The sequence below is a fragment of the Neptunicoccus cionae genome (assembly GCF_002860325.1).
In the GTDB taxonomy this organism is placed as follows: Bacteria; Pseudomonadota; Alphaproteobacteria; order Rhodobacterales; family Rhodobacteraceae; genus Amylibacter; species Amylibacter lutimaris.
Genome location: NZ_PKOJ01000007.1, coordinates 121,622 through 138,279, shown reverse-complemented (window position 1 = coordinate 138,279; position 16,658 = coordinate 121,622). Strand labels below are relative to the sequence as shown.

General features: G+C 54.9%; 15 protein-coding genes. 8 read left to right on the top strand and 7 right to left on the bottom strand.

Features of this window, described 5'->3' with window-relative positions; all coding sequences use genetic code 11:
- Positions 1 to 45 precede the first annotated feature (45 nt).
- A complete protein-coding gene (locus tag C0U40_RS15805; RefSeq protein ID WP_101656778.1) occupies positions 46 to 627 on the bottom strand; it encodes a lytic transglycosylase domain-containing protein in 582 nt (193 codons plus the stop codon).
- Between the two features lie 184 nt (positions 628 to 811).
- On the opposite strand from C0U40_RS15805, the gene ssb reads away from it, so the two are divergent.
- The 5 genes from ssb (at position 812) to gluQRS (ending at position 7,887) form a co-directional block, all read left to right on the top strand.
- Positions 812 to 1,330 carry a single-stranded DNA-binding protein gene (ssb, locus tag C0U40_RS15800; RefSeq protein ID WP_101656777.1) on the top strand — a complete coding sequence of 173 codons (519 nt, stop codon included), beginning with the start codon at positions 812 to 814 and terminating at the stop codon, positions 1,328 to 1,330.
- Positions 1,331 to 1,693: 363 nt separating this feature from the next.
- Positions 1,694 to 4,369: a DNA gyrase subunit A gene (gyrA, locus tag C0U40_RS15795; protein WP_435673800.1), complete on the top strand. Its 2,676-nt coding sequence runs from the start codon at positions 1,694 to 1,696 to the stop codon at positions 4,367 to 4,369.
- Positions 4,370 to 4,521: 152 nt separating this feature from the next.
- Entirely contained in the window at positions 4,522 to 5,355 is an 834-nt protein-coding gene (locus tag C0U40_RS15790; RefSeq protein WP_101656775.1) for a LysR family transcriptional regulator, read from the top strand.
- A 290-nt stretch (positions 5,356 to 5,645) separates the two neighbouring features.
- Positions 5,646 to 6,998, top strand: coding sequence for a methylenetetrahydrofolate--tRNA-(uracil(54)-C(5))-methyltransferase (FADH(2)-oxidizing) TrmFO (trmFO, locus tag C0U40_RS15785; protein WP_101656908.1), 1,353 nt, complete (start codon positions 5,646 to 5,648; stop codon positions 6,996 to 6,998).
- Positions 6,999 to 7,035: 37 nt separating this feature from the next.
- Positions 7,036 to 7,887, top strand: coding sequence for a tRNA glutamyl-Q(34) synthetase GluQRS (gene gluQRS, locus C0U40_RS15780; protein ID WP_101656907.1), 852 nt, complete (start codon positions 7,036 to 7,038; stop codon positions 7,885 to 7,887).
- Here the strand turns inward: gluQRS and hisI are convergent.
- Positions 7,877 to 8,236, bottom strand: a complete 360-nt coding sequence (gene hisI / locus C0U40_RS15775; protein ID WP_101656774.1) for a phosphoribosyl-AMP cyclohydrolase — start codon at positions 8,234 to 8,236, stop codon at positions 7,877 to 7,879. The genes gluQRS and hisI overlap by 11 nt on opposite strands.
- 78 nt (positions 8,237 to 8,314) lie before the next feature.
- Between hisI and C0U40_RS15770 the strand changes: the two genes are divergently transcribed.
- Positions 8,315 to 8,761 carry an iron-sulfur cluster assembly scaffold protein gene (locus tag C0U40_RS15770; protein WP_101656773.1) on the top strand — a complete coding sequence of 149 codons (447 nt, stop codon included), beginning with the start codon at positions 8,315 to 8,317 and terminating at the stop codon, positions 8,759 to 8,761.
- A 186-nt stretch (positions 8,762 to 8,947) separates the two neighbouring features.
- Here the strand turns inward: C0U40_RS15770 and C0U40_RS20325 are convergent, their stop codons facing one another.
- From C0U40_RS20325 to sciP, 5 genes are all read right to left on the bottom strand, one after another.
- Positions 8,948 to 9,073: a hypothetical protein gene (locus C0U40_RS20325; protein ID WP_286135038.1), complete on the bottom strand. Its 126-nt coding sequence runs from the start codon at positions 9,071 to 9,073 to the stop codon at positions 8,948 to 8,950.
- Between the two features lie 110 nt (positions 9,074 to 9,183).
- Entirely contained in the window at positions 9,184 to 11,271 is a 2,088-nt protein-coding gene (gene recG, locus C0U40_RS15765) for an ATP-dependent DNA helicase RecG (RefSeq protein WP_101656772.1), read from the bottom strand.
- Positions 11,272 to 11,280: 9 nt separating this feature from the next.
- Positions 11,281 to 13,410 (bottom strand): NAD-dependent DNA ligase LigA, encoded by a 2,130-nt coding sequence (gene ligA, locus C0U40_RS15760; protein ID WP_101656771.1) that lies wholly within the window; start codon positions 13,408 to 13,410, stop codon positions 11,281 to 11,283.
- Positions 13,411 to 13,583: 173 nt separating this feature from the next.
- A complete protein-coding gene (ctrA, locus tag C0U40_RS15755; protein ID WP_101656770.1) occupies positions 13,584 to 14,297 on the bottom strand; it encodes a response regulator transcription factor CtrA in 714 nt (237 codons plus the stop codon).
- A gap of 135 nt (positions 14,298 to 14,432) precedes the next feature.
- A complete protein-coding gene (sciP, locus tag C0U40_RS15750) occupies positions 14,433 to 14,708 on the bottom strand; it encodes a CtrA inhibitor SciP (RefSeq protein ID WP_101656769.1) in 276 nt (91 codons plus the stop codon).
- A gap of 175 nt (positions 14,709 to 14,883) precedes the next feature.
- On the opposite strand from sciP, the gene mnmA reads away from it, so the two are divergent.
- Together mnmA and C0U40_RS15740 are read left to right on the top strand one after the other, a co-directional pair.
- Positions 14,884 to 16,029, top strand: a complete 1,146-nt coding sequence (gene mnmA, locus C0U40_RS15745) for a tRNA 2-thiouridine(34) synthase MnmA (protein WP_101656768.1) — start codon at positions 14,884 to 14,886, stop codon at positions 16,027 to 16,029.
- Between the two features lie 70 nt (positions 16,030 to 16,099).
- A complete protein-coding gene (locus C0U40_RS15740) occupies positions 16,100 to 16,657 on the top strand; it encodes a heme NO-binding domain-containing protein (RefSeq protein ID WP_101656767.1) in 558 nt (185 codons plus the stop codon).
- The last annotated feature ends 1 nt before the right edge of the window (position 16,658 follow it).

Here is a 16,658-nt window from a genome sequence, read left to right as displayed (position 1 = left end):
TGTTCTACTGACAGGAAGCGGCAGGAGAGCAGACAGAGCTGCCGTTTATTTGCCCAGAATGACTTTTACGTAATTCCGCGTTTCCTTGTAGGGCGGCACGCCATTGTATTTCTCAACGGCTGCCGGACCTGCGTTATAGGCCGCCAGTGCCAGACGCCAGCTGCGGAATTTTGCGTATTGCTCTTTCAGGTAGCGTGCACCGCCTTCAAGGTTCTGTGCGGGATCATGGGGATTTACCCCCAGCAGACGCGCTGTGAACGGCATCAGTTGTGCCAGACCGATTGCACCTGCGTGGCTTTTGGCTTTGGGGTTCCAGTTGCTTTCCTGCTGCACCAGACGGTTGAACAGGTCCACCGGTATGCCATGCCTGCGCGCTGCGGCTTCTGCCATCGGTTTGTAGACACCTTTATAGGAACCGGTGTAGCGCGGGATGAGATCCAGCCGGTTTTCTTTGGGCAGCAGACGGGCCGAGCTGGAGTATTGGCTGGACAGTCTTTTGTCGATCAGCTTGGAGTGGCTGGAGGATATACCAAGACGGGATTTGGACGATTTCGTCACGTCCGCGACGGTAGCAACGGGTGCGAACCCCAACGCCAGCGCAAGACTTCCTGCAAGTAGTTTCCTCATTCTCGTGCCCCTGCCCGATAAAACTCCAGCACAGCCTTTACAGGGTTTTTAGAGTTTTGAAAAGATATCCCCCAAACCGGAGGCGTGTTAGTGGTTTGTTCATTGGTTGCAGGGCACAGAGAAGATGGTTAACTACCACGCACGCAAGAAACGACAAAAGATTCGAGTTTAGGGAGAAACGCCTATGGCTGGCAGTTTGAACAAGGTTATGTTGATCGGCAATCTGGGCCGTGATCCGGAAGTGCGCAGCTTTCCAAATGGCGGTAAGGTGTGCAACCTGCGCATCGCAACTTCTGAACGCTGGCGCGACAAGAACACCGGTGAAAACCGCGAGCGCACGGAATGGCATCAGGTTTCCATTTTCAGCGAAGGTCTGATCCGCGTATGTGAACAATACCTGCGTAAGGGCTCGAAAGTATTTGTCGAAGGCCAATTGCAAACGCGCAAATGGCAGGACCAGAGCGGGAACGACCGGTATTCGACCGAAGTGGTTCTGCAAGGGTTTAACGGCACATTGACCATGCTGGACGGACGCGATGGCGCCGGCGGTGGCGGATCACAGGGCGGCGGCTACGATCAGGGCGGTGGTAGCGGCGGCTACGGTGGCGGTTACGATCAGGGTGGCGGCTATGGCGGCGGCTCTCAGGGCGGCGGTTCCCAAGGGGGCGGCAACTCCGATCTGGACGACGAAATCCCGTTCTGATTTACGGTCAAAGCCAATCGAGAAACAACACGAAATGGTCCCCTTTGCGGGACCATTTTTTTTGCGCTTCCGAAGTTTCCGTCACGCCAGAACAGGCGGTCTTGGCCCCCAATGTAACACAGACCCCAAACCAGCGCTGAAGACAGGGTCAATGACAGCGAAACAGGGTGAATTTTTTGCCGAAATCGTGTGAAATCGGGGCAGAAAGATTGCCCTTATGCTGAGGCTGGTTTATAGATGGCCCACTAGATATTGTGTAAAGAAGCAAGGCGGCCAGACGTGAGCGACGAGACCGAAGATCAGCCGATAACCCCACCAGAACGCCCGGTCCACGACGGCCCGACAATCTCTATCGAGGAGGAGATGAAAACCTCCTATCTCGATTACGCCATGAGCGTGATTGTCAGTCGCGCGATCCCCGACCTGCGCGACGGTTTGAAACCGGTGCACCGCCGGATTCTCTACGCCATGAACGAGACGGGTAACACGCACGATAAGTCTTATCGCAAATCGGCCCGCCCTGTTGGCGACGTGATGGGGAAATACCACCCCCACGGCGATTCCGCGATCTATGACGCATTGGTGCGGATGGCGCAGGATTTCTCCATGTCGCTGCCGTTGCTGGACGGTCAAGGCAACTTCGGCTCTATGGACGGCGACAGCGCGGCTGCGATGCGTTACACCGAAGTCCGCATGGATAAGCCGGCTGCCAGCCTGCTGGCGGATATCGACAAGGATACAGTCGATTTTCAGGACAACTATGATGGCAAAGACCGCGAACCGACAGTTCTGCCGGCCCGCTATCCCAACATGCTGGTCAACGGTGCAGGTGGTATCGCCGTGGGTATGGCCACTAATATTCCGCCGCACAATCTGGGCGAAGTGATCGACGCAACCCTTGCGTTGATGAAAGACCCTGACATGGACAGCGTGCAGTTGATGGAACACGTCCCTGCCCCTGATTTCCCGACCGGTGGCATCATTCTGGGCCGGTCCGGTGCGCGCAAGGCTTATACCGAAGGGCGCGGTTCCGTTATCATCCGTGCGAAAACCCGGATCGAGGAAATCCGCAAGGACCGCTACGCCATTGTCGTGGACGAAGTTCCCTATCAGGTGAACAAAGCCACAATGATCGAAAAAATCGCGGAACTGGCGCGGGACAAAAAGATCGAGGGAATCGCCCACGTACAAGACGAATCCGACCGGATCGGCGTGCGCGTGGTGATCGAACTGAAACGGGATGCAACGCCCGAGGTGGTACTGAACCAACTGTTCCGCTTTACGTCCCTGCAAACCTCTTTCGGCTGCAACATGCTGGCGCTGAACGGCGGGCGGCCGGAGCAGTTGACCCTGCACGGTTTCCTTTCGAGCTTTATCAAGTTCCGCGAAGAAGTCGTCGCACGCAGAACCGCATTTGAATTGCGCAAAGCCCGTGAACGCTCTCACATCCTGTGTGGCCTTGCCGTGGCTGTCTCCAACGTGGATGAAGTGGTCGCAACGATCCGCAGTTCTGCCGACCCCGCCGAAGCGCGGGAAAAACTGATGACCCGCGCATGGCCAGCGCAGGATATCGCCGCTTATATCAAGCTTATCGACGATCCGAGCCACACGATAAACGAAGATGGTACTTATCATCTGTCGGAAGTTCAGGCTCGCGCCATTCTGGACCTGCGGCTGCAACGGTTGACGGCAATCGGTGTGAAGGAAGTCACGGACGAGCTGGAAGAACTCGCTGCCAAAATTACAGATTATCTTGAAATCCTGCGCTCGCGGGAACGGATCATGGGGATCATCACAGAAGAACTGACCGAAGTTCGCGAGATGTTCGCCGTGCCGCGCCGTTCAGAAATTGTCGAACATGTGGACAACATGGAAGACGAAGACCTTATCGAGCGGGAAGATATGGTCGTGACCATCACCAATTCCGGCTATATCAAACGCACCATTCTTGCAGATTACCGTGCTCAGAAACGCGGCGGCAAAGGTTTGCAGGGAATGAATACCAAGGACGAGGATTTTGTTACCAATCTCTTCGTTGCCAACACCCACACTCCGCTGCTGTTTTTCACCTCGGACGGAATGGTCTACAAGATCAAGACCTGGCGTCTGCCTCCGGGCGGGCGCAATTCCCGCGGCAAGGCGATCGTCAATATTCTGCCAATCCCGACAGGTGTATCCATCGCAGCGATCATGCCTGTAGATGTGCCAGAGGACGAATGGGACAACCTCCACATCGTCTTTGCCACCACCGCAGGAGATGTTCGTCGCAACGCGCTGAGCGATTTCACCAACGTGAAGTCCAACGGCAAGATTGCAATGAAACTGCCCGAAGATGTGTCCATCGTGAATGTGAACATCGCCACAGAAAGCGACGACTTCCTGCTCACGACCGAGCTTGGCAAGGCAATCCGCTTCCCCGTCACCGATGTGCGCGTCTTTAAAGGCCGCGACAGTACGGGCGTCAGAGGTATCCGTCTTGCAGAAGGCGATTCCGTTGTCTCCATGGCTGTGATCCGCCACGTGGATGCCAGCGCCGAAGAGCGTGCCGGATACTTCAAAATGCGACGCGCCGTAACCGGCGAAGAAGCAGGAAGTGCAGAAGACGCAACTGAAGGCGATATTTCACAGGAACGCTACGCTGAACTTGGTGCGCTGGAACAATGGATCCTGACGGTCACATCCGGCGGCTATGGCAAACGTTCCTCCGCCCATGAATACCGTGTCGCCGGTCGGGGCGGTCAGGGTATTGCTGCGGCTAATCTTGGCCGGCGCAACGACCGGATCATTGCCAGCTTCACGGTGGATGAAGACGACCAGATCATGCTCGCCACCTCGACCGGCCAGTCGATCCGCTGCCCGGTCTCTGGTATCTCCCGACAGGGACGTACCTCCTCCGGCGTGAAAGTCTTCAACACGGCCGAAGGCGAAAAGGTCGTATCGGTTGCTTATATTGCCGAACAGGGCGACGAAGAGACTGCCGGACCAGATGGTCAAACGGACGACACAAACGGGGATTCTGCTGCTTCCTCGGAAGAATAAGTGCAGTAATACTTGCAAAAATGAAGAAAAGGGGCTGAAACCGGCTCCTTTTCTTGACCGTTTCACGATCCCCGCCTAGGTTCGGGCTGCCGGACGAGCCCTAAGATGTGTATCCTCGGTTTGGCGGTACTCGTGTGTGTGGCGGTTGCGTTATGGAAAATTGGGATGATTTGCGGTTCGTGGTGGCTTTGGCGCGTTACGGAACCATGTCCAAAGCCGCTCTCTATCTCAGGACCAACACAGCTACGGTATCCCGTCGGATCAAACGGCTGCACGAAACCACAAACACACTTTTGTTCCAGAAGTCCGGTTCCGAGTGGGAACTGACCACCGAAGGCCGCAGACTGTTTGAAATGGCGGCCGGTTTCAGCGACGACTTGCGATCCTTCCACGCAACCACCCCTTCGGGCTTGCAAACAACCCAAACGCTCCGCGTCACCGCACTCGATTTTCTGATTTCTACAGTGTTGAGCAAATCCCTTAACGCGTTCACAACGCGGCATCCTAATGTCACTCTGGAACTTAGCGGCAGCAACAACCGCGTCAGCCTTGCTTATGGCGAAGCAGATATTGCCCTGCGCCTGACCCGCCCAACCGAAGGCCGTCTGGTGGCACATCGCATCGCCGACATTCGTATGGGGATCTACGGACCTAAGAATTGCACATCAAAAGACTGGATCGGCCTGACATTCGATCTCGACTGGACGCCCGAAATGAAAAACGGTCTGGCGTTCTTTTCACGGGAACCAAAGCTGCGGACATCTTCGTTCCAAGGGATATTACAAGCCATCCGCTCTACCGGCCAACCCGGCATTCTGCCGGAGATCATGGCAAAAGACCAACCGGACCTTCAATGCCTCCAGCCCCATGAGGAAATGCGCCTTCGGGAACTCTGGCTTCTGTATCATGAAACCCGTAAGGAAGATGCCGTATTGCGCAGTACCTGCCGTTGGTTGGAAGACTCTTTTGCATCCGTATTTGAATAGAAACGAAGTATTGAACTATTTGACAGGCTGTTCCGGTTTCCCTACGCTTTAAAACGAAGAATTTAGCTTCGTGTGCGCAACAGCGACAAATGCAAACCCGCCTTTGCATTTTTAGCGCTTTACCCTTGCGTCAGTATCCCGTCTTGTTAGGAGGGTAATTGGACCCGCTACCCATCTATTGGGTCCAAATCTGCCTTTTAGGGCAGTTTACCCGTTCCCACTGCGAACCCCTACCGCAGTGGGAACACTAACCCCTTTCCATTCCCGCCGGCCTGTCCTAAATGCCAAGCATGAGCAAACCTATTCACATCATCGGCGGCGGTATGGCCGGCAGCGAAGCAGCCTGGCAAGCCGTTCAGGCGGGACAGCCCGTCGTCATCCATGAAATGCGCCCCAAGGTTGGCACCTTCGCGCATCAAACCGACAATCTGGCAGAGCTGGTCTGTTCCAACTCTTTCCGCTCCGACGATCACGAAGCCAACGCGGTTGGCCTGTTGCATTGGGAAATGCGCGCTGCGGGCAGCCTGATCATGGAGATGGCAGAGAAACACAAACTCCCCGCCGGTGGCGCCCTTGCGGTGGACCGCGAACCCTTTGCACAAGCCGTTACCGAACGTTTGCTGAACCATCCGCTGGTCACGCTGGAACGAGGCGAAGTAACTGAAATTCCACCTCAGGACTGGGGGCAGACGATCATAGCGACCGGTCCCCTGACATCTTCATCGCTTGCACAATCCATCCTGTCGGTCACAGACGAAAGCTCGCTTGCCTTCTTTGATGCCATCGCACCGATTGTCTATGCCGATAGCATCGACATGTCCAAAGCGTGGTTCCAATCTCGCTATGACAAAGGGGAAACCGAAGAAGAACGCACGGCCTATCTCAACTGTCCGATGGATAAAGAGACCTATGAGGCGTTTATCGACGCGCTTTTGAATTCGGGAAAAACGGAATTCAAAGATTGGGAAAAGGACACTCCTTATTTCGACGGCTGCCTGCCCATCGAGGTTATGGCCGAACGCGGGCGCGAAACCCTGCGCTTCGGACCGATGAAGCCGGTGGGCCTGACCAATCCGCATCAACCGGATGTAAAACCCTACGCGGTCGTGCAATTGCGGCGCGATAATGCGTTGGGGACGCTGTTCAATATCGTCGGCTTCCAGACAAAGATGAAATACGGCGAGCAAGCCGCGGCATTTGCCCTGATACCCGGCCTTGAAAATGCGCGGTTTGCGCGTTTGGGCGGCATCCACCGGAATACGTTTATCAACTCACCACGTCTGCTCGATCATCAGATGCGCTTGAAGAACCGGCCGGACATCCGCTTTGCAGGGCAGATTTCGGGTGTGGAAGGCTATGTAGAAAGTGCCGCCATGGGGCTGCTGGCAGGCCGCCTCGCTGTAGCCGAAGCCAAAGGCGTGCCTCTAGATCCGGTCCCGCAAACAACGGCAATGGGGGCGCTCGTCACCCATATTACCGGCGGTGCGGATGCCAAAACCTTCCAGCCGATGAATGTAAACTTCGGCCTGTTCCCGCCCGTAGACAATGTTAAAGGCGGTCGGCGGAACCGCAAAGACCGCTACAAGGCCTATACAGATCGGGCAAAAGCGGACTGGCAGGGATGGCTTGGCACGGGAACCTGATCCGAAGGGTTCTGCACTTCAAATGCGGGTGGAGAATATGGTTGTTGAAAGATTCGCCCCCTCGCCCACCGGGTACCTGCACTTGGGCCACGGTTTTTCTGCGTTAACAGCGTATGACGCTGCAATCGCGCAGGAGGGCCGTTTCCTCTTGCGCATAGAGGATATCGATACCGCGCGTTCCAAACCGGAATACGAAGACGCGATTTATGAAGATCTGCGCTGGCTTGGCATAAAATGGGAAGAACCGGTCCTACGCCAGTCGGAGCGGATGGACCATTACAACGCTGCACTGGAAAGACTGACGGATATGGGGCTGTGTTACCCCTGTTCCTGCACCAGACGTGATATTATAGAGGCGCTTTCCGCTCCGCAGGAGGGTTCGGAACAGCAGTTTGGTCCGGACGGAGCGATCTACCCCCGAACCTGCTGCACCCGCTCGATGGCGCAGAAATCCGATACGGACGCTGTTCGGTTGGACATGCGCAAAGCGGTTGCAGCGCTCGGTGTTTTGTCCGGAACGGGCTATACCGAACTGGGTGAAAATGTCGGTTGGAAATCACTGTCGTCTGATTACCTTGTGGAGCGATGCGGCGATATCGTATTGGCGCGGCGGGACATTGGAACCTCCTACCATCTGGCTGTCGTGGTAGATGACGCGGCCCAAGCCGTGACCCATGTAACACGGGGCGCGGATATGGCTCCGGCAACCCCGATACATGTCTTGCTTCAGAACCTGTTGTCCCTGCCGACACCCAATTACCGGCATCACCGCCTGATCCGCGACGACACCGGAAAACGGCTGGCAAAACGCCATGACGCGCTCGCGCTCCGCACGCTGCGGGGATCAGGCTGGACACCAGATGATGTCCGAGAGGCGGTCAAACCATAGGTTTTGAAAGCTCTACTTCACCTTCGGTCACACTGGTATAAAAACAACTGCGCCGGTTGGTGTGGCAGGCCGGTCCTTCCTGATCGACCAACACTAGGATGCAATCCCTGTCACAATCGATCCGCATGTCCATCAGCTTTTGCGTATGTCCTGATGTTTCCCCCTTGATCCAGAACGATGAACGCGAGCGCGACCAGTAGGTGACGCGACCGGTTTCCAGGGTTTTCTCCACTGCTTGTTTATTCATCCAAGCCAGCATCAAAACCTCTCCGGTATCGTGCTGCTGGGCGATCACGGGCAGCAATCCACGATCGTCAAATTTTAGTGTGGCTGGATCAAATTTTTCCATCTCGGGCCGGTTCCTCTTTTCAAAACAGGGGTTGGGGCCTAGTTATAGAGGTAACACAAGAAATAGAAGGGCTGCGCGATGACTGACGCATCCGATATGGTAAAACTCTACTCGAACCGGATTCTGGCACTGGCGGCAGATATTCCCCATGCCGACCGGCTGGCCTCTCCTCAGGCGAGCGAGATGAAACGGTCACCCTTATGTGGTTCTACTGTAACGGTGGATGTCTGCGTCAAAGACGGTGTGGTTTCCGACTTTGGTCAGGATGTGAAGGCCTGCGCATTGGGACAGGCTTCGGCCAGTGTACTGGGCGGCGCAGTTCTGGGGCAGTCGCTGGACACGATCAGAACCGGACGGGACCAGTTGGCCGCAATGCTTAAATCCGATGGCCCCGTACCGGATGCGCCATTTGATGGGCTGGAAGTTCTACAACCTGCCAAAGCCTATAAAAACCGCCACGCTTCGATCCTTCTTGCCTTCGACGCGACTGTCGCAGCTTTAGAGAGCCTGTCCCAGGCGGCATAAAATCCGTGTAATCACGAAACAAAAAAACGCCGCAACCTGTAAGGGCGCGGCGTTAAAGGTGTGCGGTGTCGAAATTCGGGCACATCGGAAACGGGGCAACGTTTCGGGGCCGTTTAAAAAACGGCAGGTATCGCAGGGACGAGGCATCCGGATACCCATGTGCAGCCGAGCGACCGCGGACAGAGTTCAGAGGTTGTAACCGGGGAGGTGCAACACAACGACCAGCATCACAAAAATTGCGGAAAGCCCGACAACGTCTTCCAGTACAGTTGCGGAGTTTGCATTCAGAATTCGGATCATTTCGCGGATCATCAGGAGACCTCAGTGGTTATGTTCTCGTCAGTTCCTGTAATGTTCCGCAAATGTTCCATCATTGCAAGAACTAAATGAGAACATTTAAAGTGTCTCAAACTTTAATGGCATCAACCGACTGAAATATAACGAAAAGATTTTTCCTGCTCCATCAGATACAGGAGAACACGCGCAGCCTTCCCGCGCTCTGATGTCAGATCCGGGTCTTCCGCCAGCAACAGACGCGCGTCATCCTGCGCTGTTTTCATCAACTCGGATTGTCGTTCAAGATCCGCTATCCTGAAACGTGGCAACCCCGATTGGGCAACTCCCAGAACGTCGCCCGCTCCCCTAATCTTCAAATCCTCATCGGCAATACGGAATCCGTCGTTGGTGTCCCGCATCGTTTTCAACCTGCGTTCAGCGGTCTTGCCAAGCGTTCCGTACATCAGCAGACAGGTCGAAGCCTCGGACCCACGGCCGACCCGCCCGCGCAACTGGTGCAGTTGCGCCAGACCAAAGCTCTCGGCCTGCTCGATGACCATGATGCTTGCCGTTGGGACGTTCACGCCCACTTCGATCACCGTTGTCGCGACCAGTACCTTCGTACGTCCGGCGACGAAATCCGCCATAGCCGCGTCTTTGTCCGCCGGTGGCATCTGACCGTGAACCATGCCGACATTCCCGTCACCCAATGCAAGTCGCAACAAACGATACCGTTCTTCGGTGGCGGCCCAGTCCTTGGTTTCACTTTCCCCGACAAGGGGACACACCCAATACGCCTGCCGTCCCTCTGCAATCGCGTTTCGCAAGTGGGACACCACTTCTTCAAGCCGTTTGTTGGACACCAGAACCGTTTCAATCGGTTTGCGCCCGGCGGGTTTTTCATCCAACACAGATACGTCCATATCCCCGTAATTCGCCAGCTCCAGAGAGCGCGGAATCGGCGTGGCTGTCATAACCAGAACATCAACGGCAGCCCCCTTTTCCCCGAGATCAAGACGCTGGCGCACCCCGAAGCGATGCTGCTCGTCGATTACCGCAAGCCGGAGATCCTTAAATTGAACATCCTTTTGAAACACCGCATGGGTTCCGACGAGAATCTGGATATTGCCCTTTGCCAGAGCTTCCAGCTTTTTGCGCCGCTCTGCCCCGCTATCCCGCCCCGTCAGGAGTTCGAGCACCACGCCGGCCTCGGACGCCAGCGGTTGCAAACCCTCCACATGCTGACGCGCAAGAATTTCGGTCGGGGCCATCAAAACGCCCTGCCCGCCGGATTCCACCGCAGCCAGAAGGGCAATCAAGGCAACGAGCGTTTTACCGGACCCGACATCCCCCTGCAAAAGGCGGTTCATCTTGCGTTTGCTTGCCATGTCCTCGGTAATTTCCGTAAAGGCCCGCAATTGTGCATTGGTAGGTGCATAAGGCAGTGATTTCAGAACCTTGTTCCGCAGAACCCCAGTTCCTTTGGTTTCCAACCCCTTGGCGCGCCGCTGCGAATTCCGGGCCAGCGCCAATGTGATTTGATGGGCGAACATTTCATCATAGGCCAAGCGTGCGCGAGGGGGCGAAGTGGTCTGAACATCATTTTGTGACTCCGGAGCATGGGCGGCTTCAACTGCGTCTTTCCAAGCGGGCCAATTAAATTTGGTAACAACCGAAGGCGAAATCCACTCGGCAAGGTCCGGTAAAATACGCAAGGCAGAGCGGGCAGCGCGATAAACCTGCTTCTGGTTGACCCCTGCTGTCAGCGGATAGAGAGGTTCGTTCGCGGGGATCGTTCCCGCCGCATCCACAGGCAAAATATAGTCGGGGTGGACCATCTGTGCGATGCTGTCGAACATTTCAACCTTGCCGGAGACCACCCGCTTCTGCCCGCTTGGAAGTTGTTCGCGCAACCAGTCGGAACGTGCGTGGAAAAACACCAGTTGAAAGCTGGTTTGACTGTCTTGCACCGTCACCCGATACGGCCGTCCCTTCACCGCGTTCGGCGTGTGAATACCCACGACAACCTCAACCGTCACCACCGCAGGAGGCTCTACGTTCAGAATGCTGGACTGTAACTGCCGGTTCACCAGACTATGAGGAAGCAGGAACAGCAGATCCCGAGGACGGGTGATATCAATTTTAGCATAATTTTGCGCAGTCTTGGGACCGATCCCGTCAAGAACGGTCAGATCCGCAAAAAGCGGGAAAAGAATTTCGGGACGGCGGCTCATCCTGCCACCCTATCCTGTCGCGCCGATCAGTTCGAGCCAATCATCTTCGGAAATCATTTCAACCCCGAGGGATTCGGCCTTCTTTGCTTTGCTGCCCGCGCCGGGCCCGGCGATCACCAAATCGGTTTTGGCTGAGACAGAACCGGACACTTTGGCCCCCAAAGCTTCCGCCCGTGCTTTTGCTTCCGCACGGGTCATCTTTTCCAGCGTTCCGGTAAAAACCACTGTTTTTCCAGCAACCGCACTGCCCGAGGTGTCAGGCGCAGAAACGTCCTGCACGTCTAGTTCACCAACCAGCCTTGCCATTGCCTCGCGCGTTGTTTCCGTGTGAAAGGCATCCACCAATGCCTCGGCCATGACAGTGCCAACGCCGTCAATGTTCAACAGATCGTCCCAGGCTTCGCCCGTCTTTTCCCGCGCCTTGGTCATCGCGTTAAAGAAATTGTCCCAGCTTGTGTAATGCCGCGCAAGCATTGCAGCACTGGTTTCCCCCACATGGCGAATACCAAGGGCGAAAATAAGCCGGTTCAGCGGTATCACCCGCTTTTCTTCAATCGCGGCAAACAGTTTGCTCGCGGATTTTTCACCAAACCCGTCACGGTTTTTCAACTTGGCCAGATTGGCGGCATCCCGCTTTGCCAGCGTAAAGATATCCGCTGGTTCCTTTATTGGCAGGCTGGGGTCGTTAAAGAACATCTCTACCTGTTTCGCACCAAGACCATCAATATCAAAGGCCGAGCGTGATACGAAATGTTTCAGTTTTTCAACAGCTTGCGCGGGACAAATCAACCCACCGGAGCAATAGGCAACGCTGTCTCCCTCTTCGCGCACCACGTCAGAGCCGCATTCCGGGCACTGTGTCGGGAACTCAAAAGGAACGGCTTCTTCGGGGCGTTTGGACAGGTCCACATCGCGGATCTTGGGAATAACATCCCCCGCACGGTATACCTCGACCCAATCCCCGACTCTCAGGTCACGGCCTTCACGGATCGGCTCTCCTTTGCTATCCCGCCCTGAAATGTAATCCCCGTTGTGAAGAGTTGCATTGGACACAACAACTCCGCCCACTGTTACGGGATGCAACCGCGCCACAGGGGACAATGCGCCAGTCCGACCAACCTGAATCTCGATCGCCTCAAGAATAGTGTGGGCAATCTCGGCGGGAAATTTATGGGCAATGGCCCAGCGGGGTGTCGTTGCCCGATAGCCCAATCGGGATTGCAAGGTAAGATCGTCCACCTTGTAAACCACCCCGTCAATATCATAGCCAAGCGTGGCCCGCTGTTCTTCGATGTCGTGATAATGCGCCAACATCGCGGCGGTATTTTCCAAGCGTCTTGTAAGTGGATTGGTTGAAAATCCCAACCCTTCCAGCCGCTTGATGGCATCAAACTGCGTCTCTGCAAGTGGTTCGGAAACTTCGCCCCATGCATAGGCGAAGAAAAGTAGCGGGCGTTGCCTTGTGATATTTGCATCAAGCTGTCGCAAGGATCCCGCCGCGGCGTTGCGGGGGTTGGCAAAGGTTTTTGCCCCTTTTTCGAGCTGACTTTCGTTCAGCTTTTCAAAATCCTGATGGCTCATGTAAACTTCGCCGCGCACCTCCAGAATGGCAGGCGCGCCCTTCAGCCTTTGGGGAATATTTGCAATGGTGCGCGCGTTGTTGGTTACATTTTCACCAACCTCACCATCTCCCCGCGTTGCGGCCTGTACCAGTACACCGTCCTCATACCTTAAGGACAGCGACAATCCGTCGATCTTGGGTTCGGCAGTAAAAGCGATTGCATCATTGTCGCGCAGCCCGAGATACTTTCGCACCCGTTGGGTAAAATCCTCTACATCTTCATCCGAGAATGCATTTCCCAACGACAACATACGCTGGCTGTGTTTTACCTTTGCAAAGGCCTCTGAAACAGGCGCACCGACCTGATCGGACGGGCTGTCTTTTCGCTTCAATTCCGGAAAACGAGATTCGATTTCTGCATTACGTAGACGAAGCCGGTCATACTCCGCATCGCTAAGTTTCGGCGCGTCATTGGTATGATAATCGGTGTTTGCTTCTGCCAGAATCCCGGCCAGACGGGCCAGTTCCTGTTCAGCTTCTTCAGCAGATAACTGCGATACCAAGCGTTCGACTGCCATGATCCGATAATCCCCAATACCTGATGATACCGAACCGTTCTATTTGGCTGTCTGTGTCGGGTCCAGTGGGCATTTGGGCCAATTGGTATTTTGCAGGAAAAACTTCAAAGCCCCAATCAGAGCATGGTCAGAACGGATTGAGGTTTCAGATTTTGAGATGGAATACCACCCCGTCAGGCTGATGCGACCATCTTAACTGAATCCGGTGCCTCATCTGGATCCCGCAAAACATAACCCCGCCCCCAGACCGTTTCGATAAGGTTTTCGCCACCCGTGGCTTCGGCCAATTTCTTGCGGAGCTTGCAAATAAACACGTCAATGATCTTAAGTTCAGGTTCATCCATGCCCCCGTAAAGATGGTTCAGAAACATTTCCTTGGTAAGCGTGGTTCCCTTGCGCAGGGAAAGCAGTTCCAGCATTTGATACTCCTTCCCTGTCAGGTGAACTGTGTCCTGTCCCACAGACACGGTTTTGGTATCAAGGTTCACAACAATCTTGCCTGTTTCAATCACAGATTGTGCATGCCCCTTCGAGCGGCGCACAATTGCATGAATACGGGCCACAAGTTCTTCGCGGTGGAACGGCTTGGTAAGATAGTCATCGGCGCCAAAACCGAGACCTTTCACCTTTTCCGAAGCGTCGTCATTTCCGGACAGTATAAGAATCGGCGTCTGGATCTTGGCAACACGTAGCTGGCGTAACACTTCATGGCCGTTGATGTCAGGCAGGTTCAAATCCAACAGAATAAGATCGTAGTCGTAGAGTTTCGCAAGGTCGATGCCTTCTTCGCCCAGATCTGTAGCGTAGACATTCAGGTTGGCATTAGAGAGCATAAATTCGATACTTCGGGAGGTCGTAGGATCATCTTCAACTAGTAGAACACGCATAACAGTCTCCAGATCGTTCAGTTTTTTTTGTAAGCTCAGTGTTCCACAACTTAGTTAAATATGCGTTACGCTCTGAAGAAACATATCAATACACGTTAAGGTTGTCCATATAATGTAACCCTTGTCAGAAATCCGTCAGCTCCGGTACTTCTGGATTGCGGTGACGCGCAGGGCCGCCGGACCATGGCTTTTCACCGCGCTAATCCAGCTGGTCAGCTCGTCCTGCGTAAGATCATATGTCTGACAGGCTTCCCTCGCGGTGATCAATCCGCCTTCCACTGCGGACACAATTATCGCCTTACGCCGCGCCACCCATCGAGATGTATTCTTCGGCGGAAGATCAGACCTGCTCAGACGACTTCCATCCGGCAGTGTCACGAATACGGGTCCTGCGTCCTTTCTTATGTACATGGCGCACCTTCTGACTATTTTCACTGTGGCCAAACTCTGCGCAAACCCCTAATAACCGGTGAACCCTGCCCCTTGAGAACGCTTAGGGTTTTACTATATTCCATATCAAACCTGATCTATCGGGCCGGCACTGCGGTTTGGCCCTGAGGACCAGCTCCAAAACTCCGGCGATGCAATGGCACTCGACACTCCAAAAACCGAACTGAATTCGATGGGCTTTGCCAAAGAGCCGAAAGACACCCGTGTGCTCGTTGCCATGTCGGGCGGCGTTGACAGCTCTGTGGTGGCCGCGCAACTCGCGTCGGAAGGCTATGATGTGGTTGGGATCACTCTCCAACTGTATGATCACGGCGCGGCCCTAGCCAAGAAAGGGGCCTGTTGTGCCGGTCGGGATATTCATGATGCCCGCCGCGTGGCCGAAGAAATGGGCTTTCCCCATTATGTGCTGGATTACGAAAACAAATTCCGCGAAAGCGTGATCGACGAATTTGCCGACAGCTACCTTGCGGGTGCTACACCCGTGCCTTGCATCCGGTGCAACGAGCGGGTGAAATTCCGCGACCTTCTGGAAACCGCCAAGGATCTGGACGCCGATTGCATGGCGACAGGCCACTATATCCAACGCTTTATGGGCGAAACCAAAGCCGAACTTCACAAGGCTGCTGATGGTGATCGCGATCAAAGCTATTTCCTGTTTTCGACAAAACAGGAACAACTGGATTATCTGCGTTTCCCGCTTGGCCACCTGCGCAGCAAGGCAGAAACCCGTGAACTCGCGCGCAAGTTCGGCCTGCCTGTAGCGGACAAACCGGACAGTCAGGACATCTGCTTTGTTCCAAACGGATCTTACGCCGCAGTGATCGAGAAACTGCGCCCGGGCGCGGCGGATCCGGGCCAGATTGTCCATCTGAATGGTGAAGTACTGGGTGAACACAAAGGTGTGATCCACTACACAGTCGGCCAACGACGCGGACTTGGCATCGGCGGGCGTGAACCGCTTTACGTGGTCAAGCTGGACGTGGACAAGAAACACGTCATTGTTGGCCCGAAAGAGGCCCTTGCAACGCGCAAGGTACCGGTGCGCGAAATCAACTGGCTTGGCGACGAACCTTTTGAAAGCCGCGAGGAATGGCACGTTTCCGTGCGGGTACGCTCCACCCGTGCCCCCAAAGAGGCAATCGTGCGGCCGCTGTCAGCTACAGAAGCCGAGGTAGAACTGCTTTCCCCGGAAGAGGGCGTGGCCCCCGGTCAGGCCTGCGTTTTCTACGAAACCGAAGGTACCCGTATCTGGGGCGGCGGCTGGATCTGGCGCGGCTATTAAATCTTTCACAATTAGGTACATGTTAACATCTGCTTCCTAAGCTGTGCTTGCCGCAGCTTGAGAGGACCGGATGAAAGGTGTCGTTTTTGTTGAACTGTTGTCATTGGCCGACTCCCTGATCGGGGAAGATGCCGTTGACGACGTGCTAAATTCTACAAAACTGGCATCAGGTGGTGCCTATTCCGCTGTGGGAAACTACCCCTGTCGTGAACTAATGGCGTTACTCGACGCGCTTTCACATCACGCCGGTACAACACCCGAGAATTTACAAACAAATTTTGGAAAATGGATATTCCGCCGTTTCGCCCAGACCCATTTCACTTTTATGGAAGGGAAAACGACCGCATTTCAGATGCTGGACTCAATTGAAGGTGAAGTCCACGTAGAGGTGCGCAAACTCTATCCCGATGCGGAACTGCCGACGTTTGCCACCCGTTACCTATCGGCGCAAAGTTTCGAAATGGTTTATCTTTCCGAACGCCCCCTTGTGGATTTTTGCCAGGGCATGATTGAGGCCTGCATCGAACATTTCGGGGAAACCGCGTTCATATCCCGCTCACCGCTCTCCACCGCAGAAGGCTCCGGTGCAACTTTTACCATCCGCCTGACAACGCAACTGGCTGCCTAAT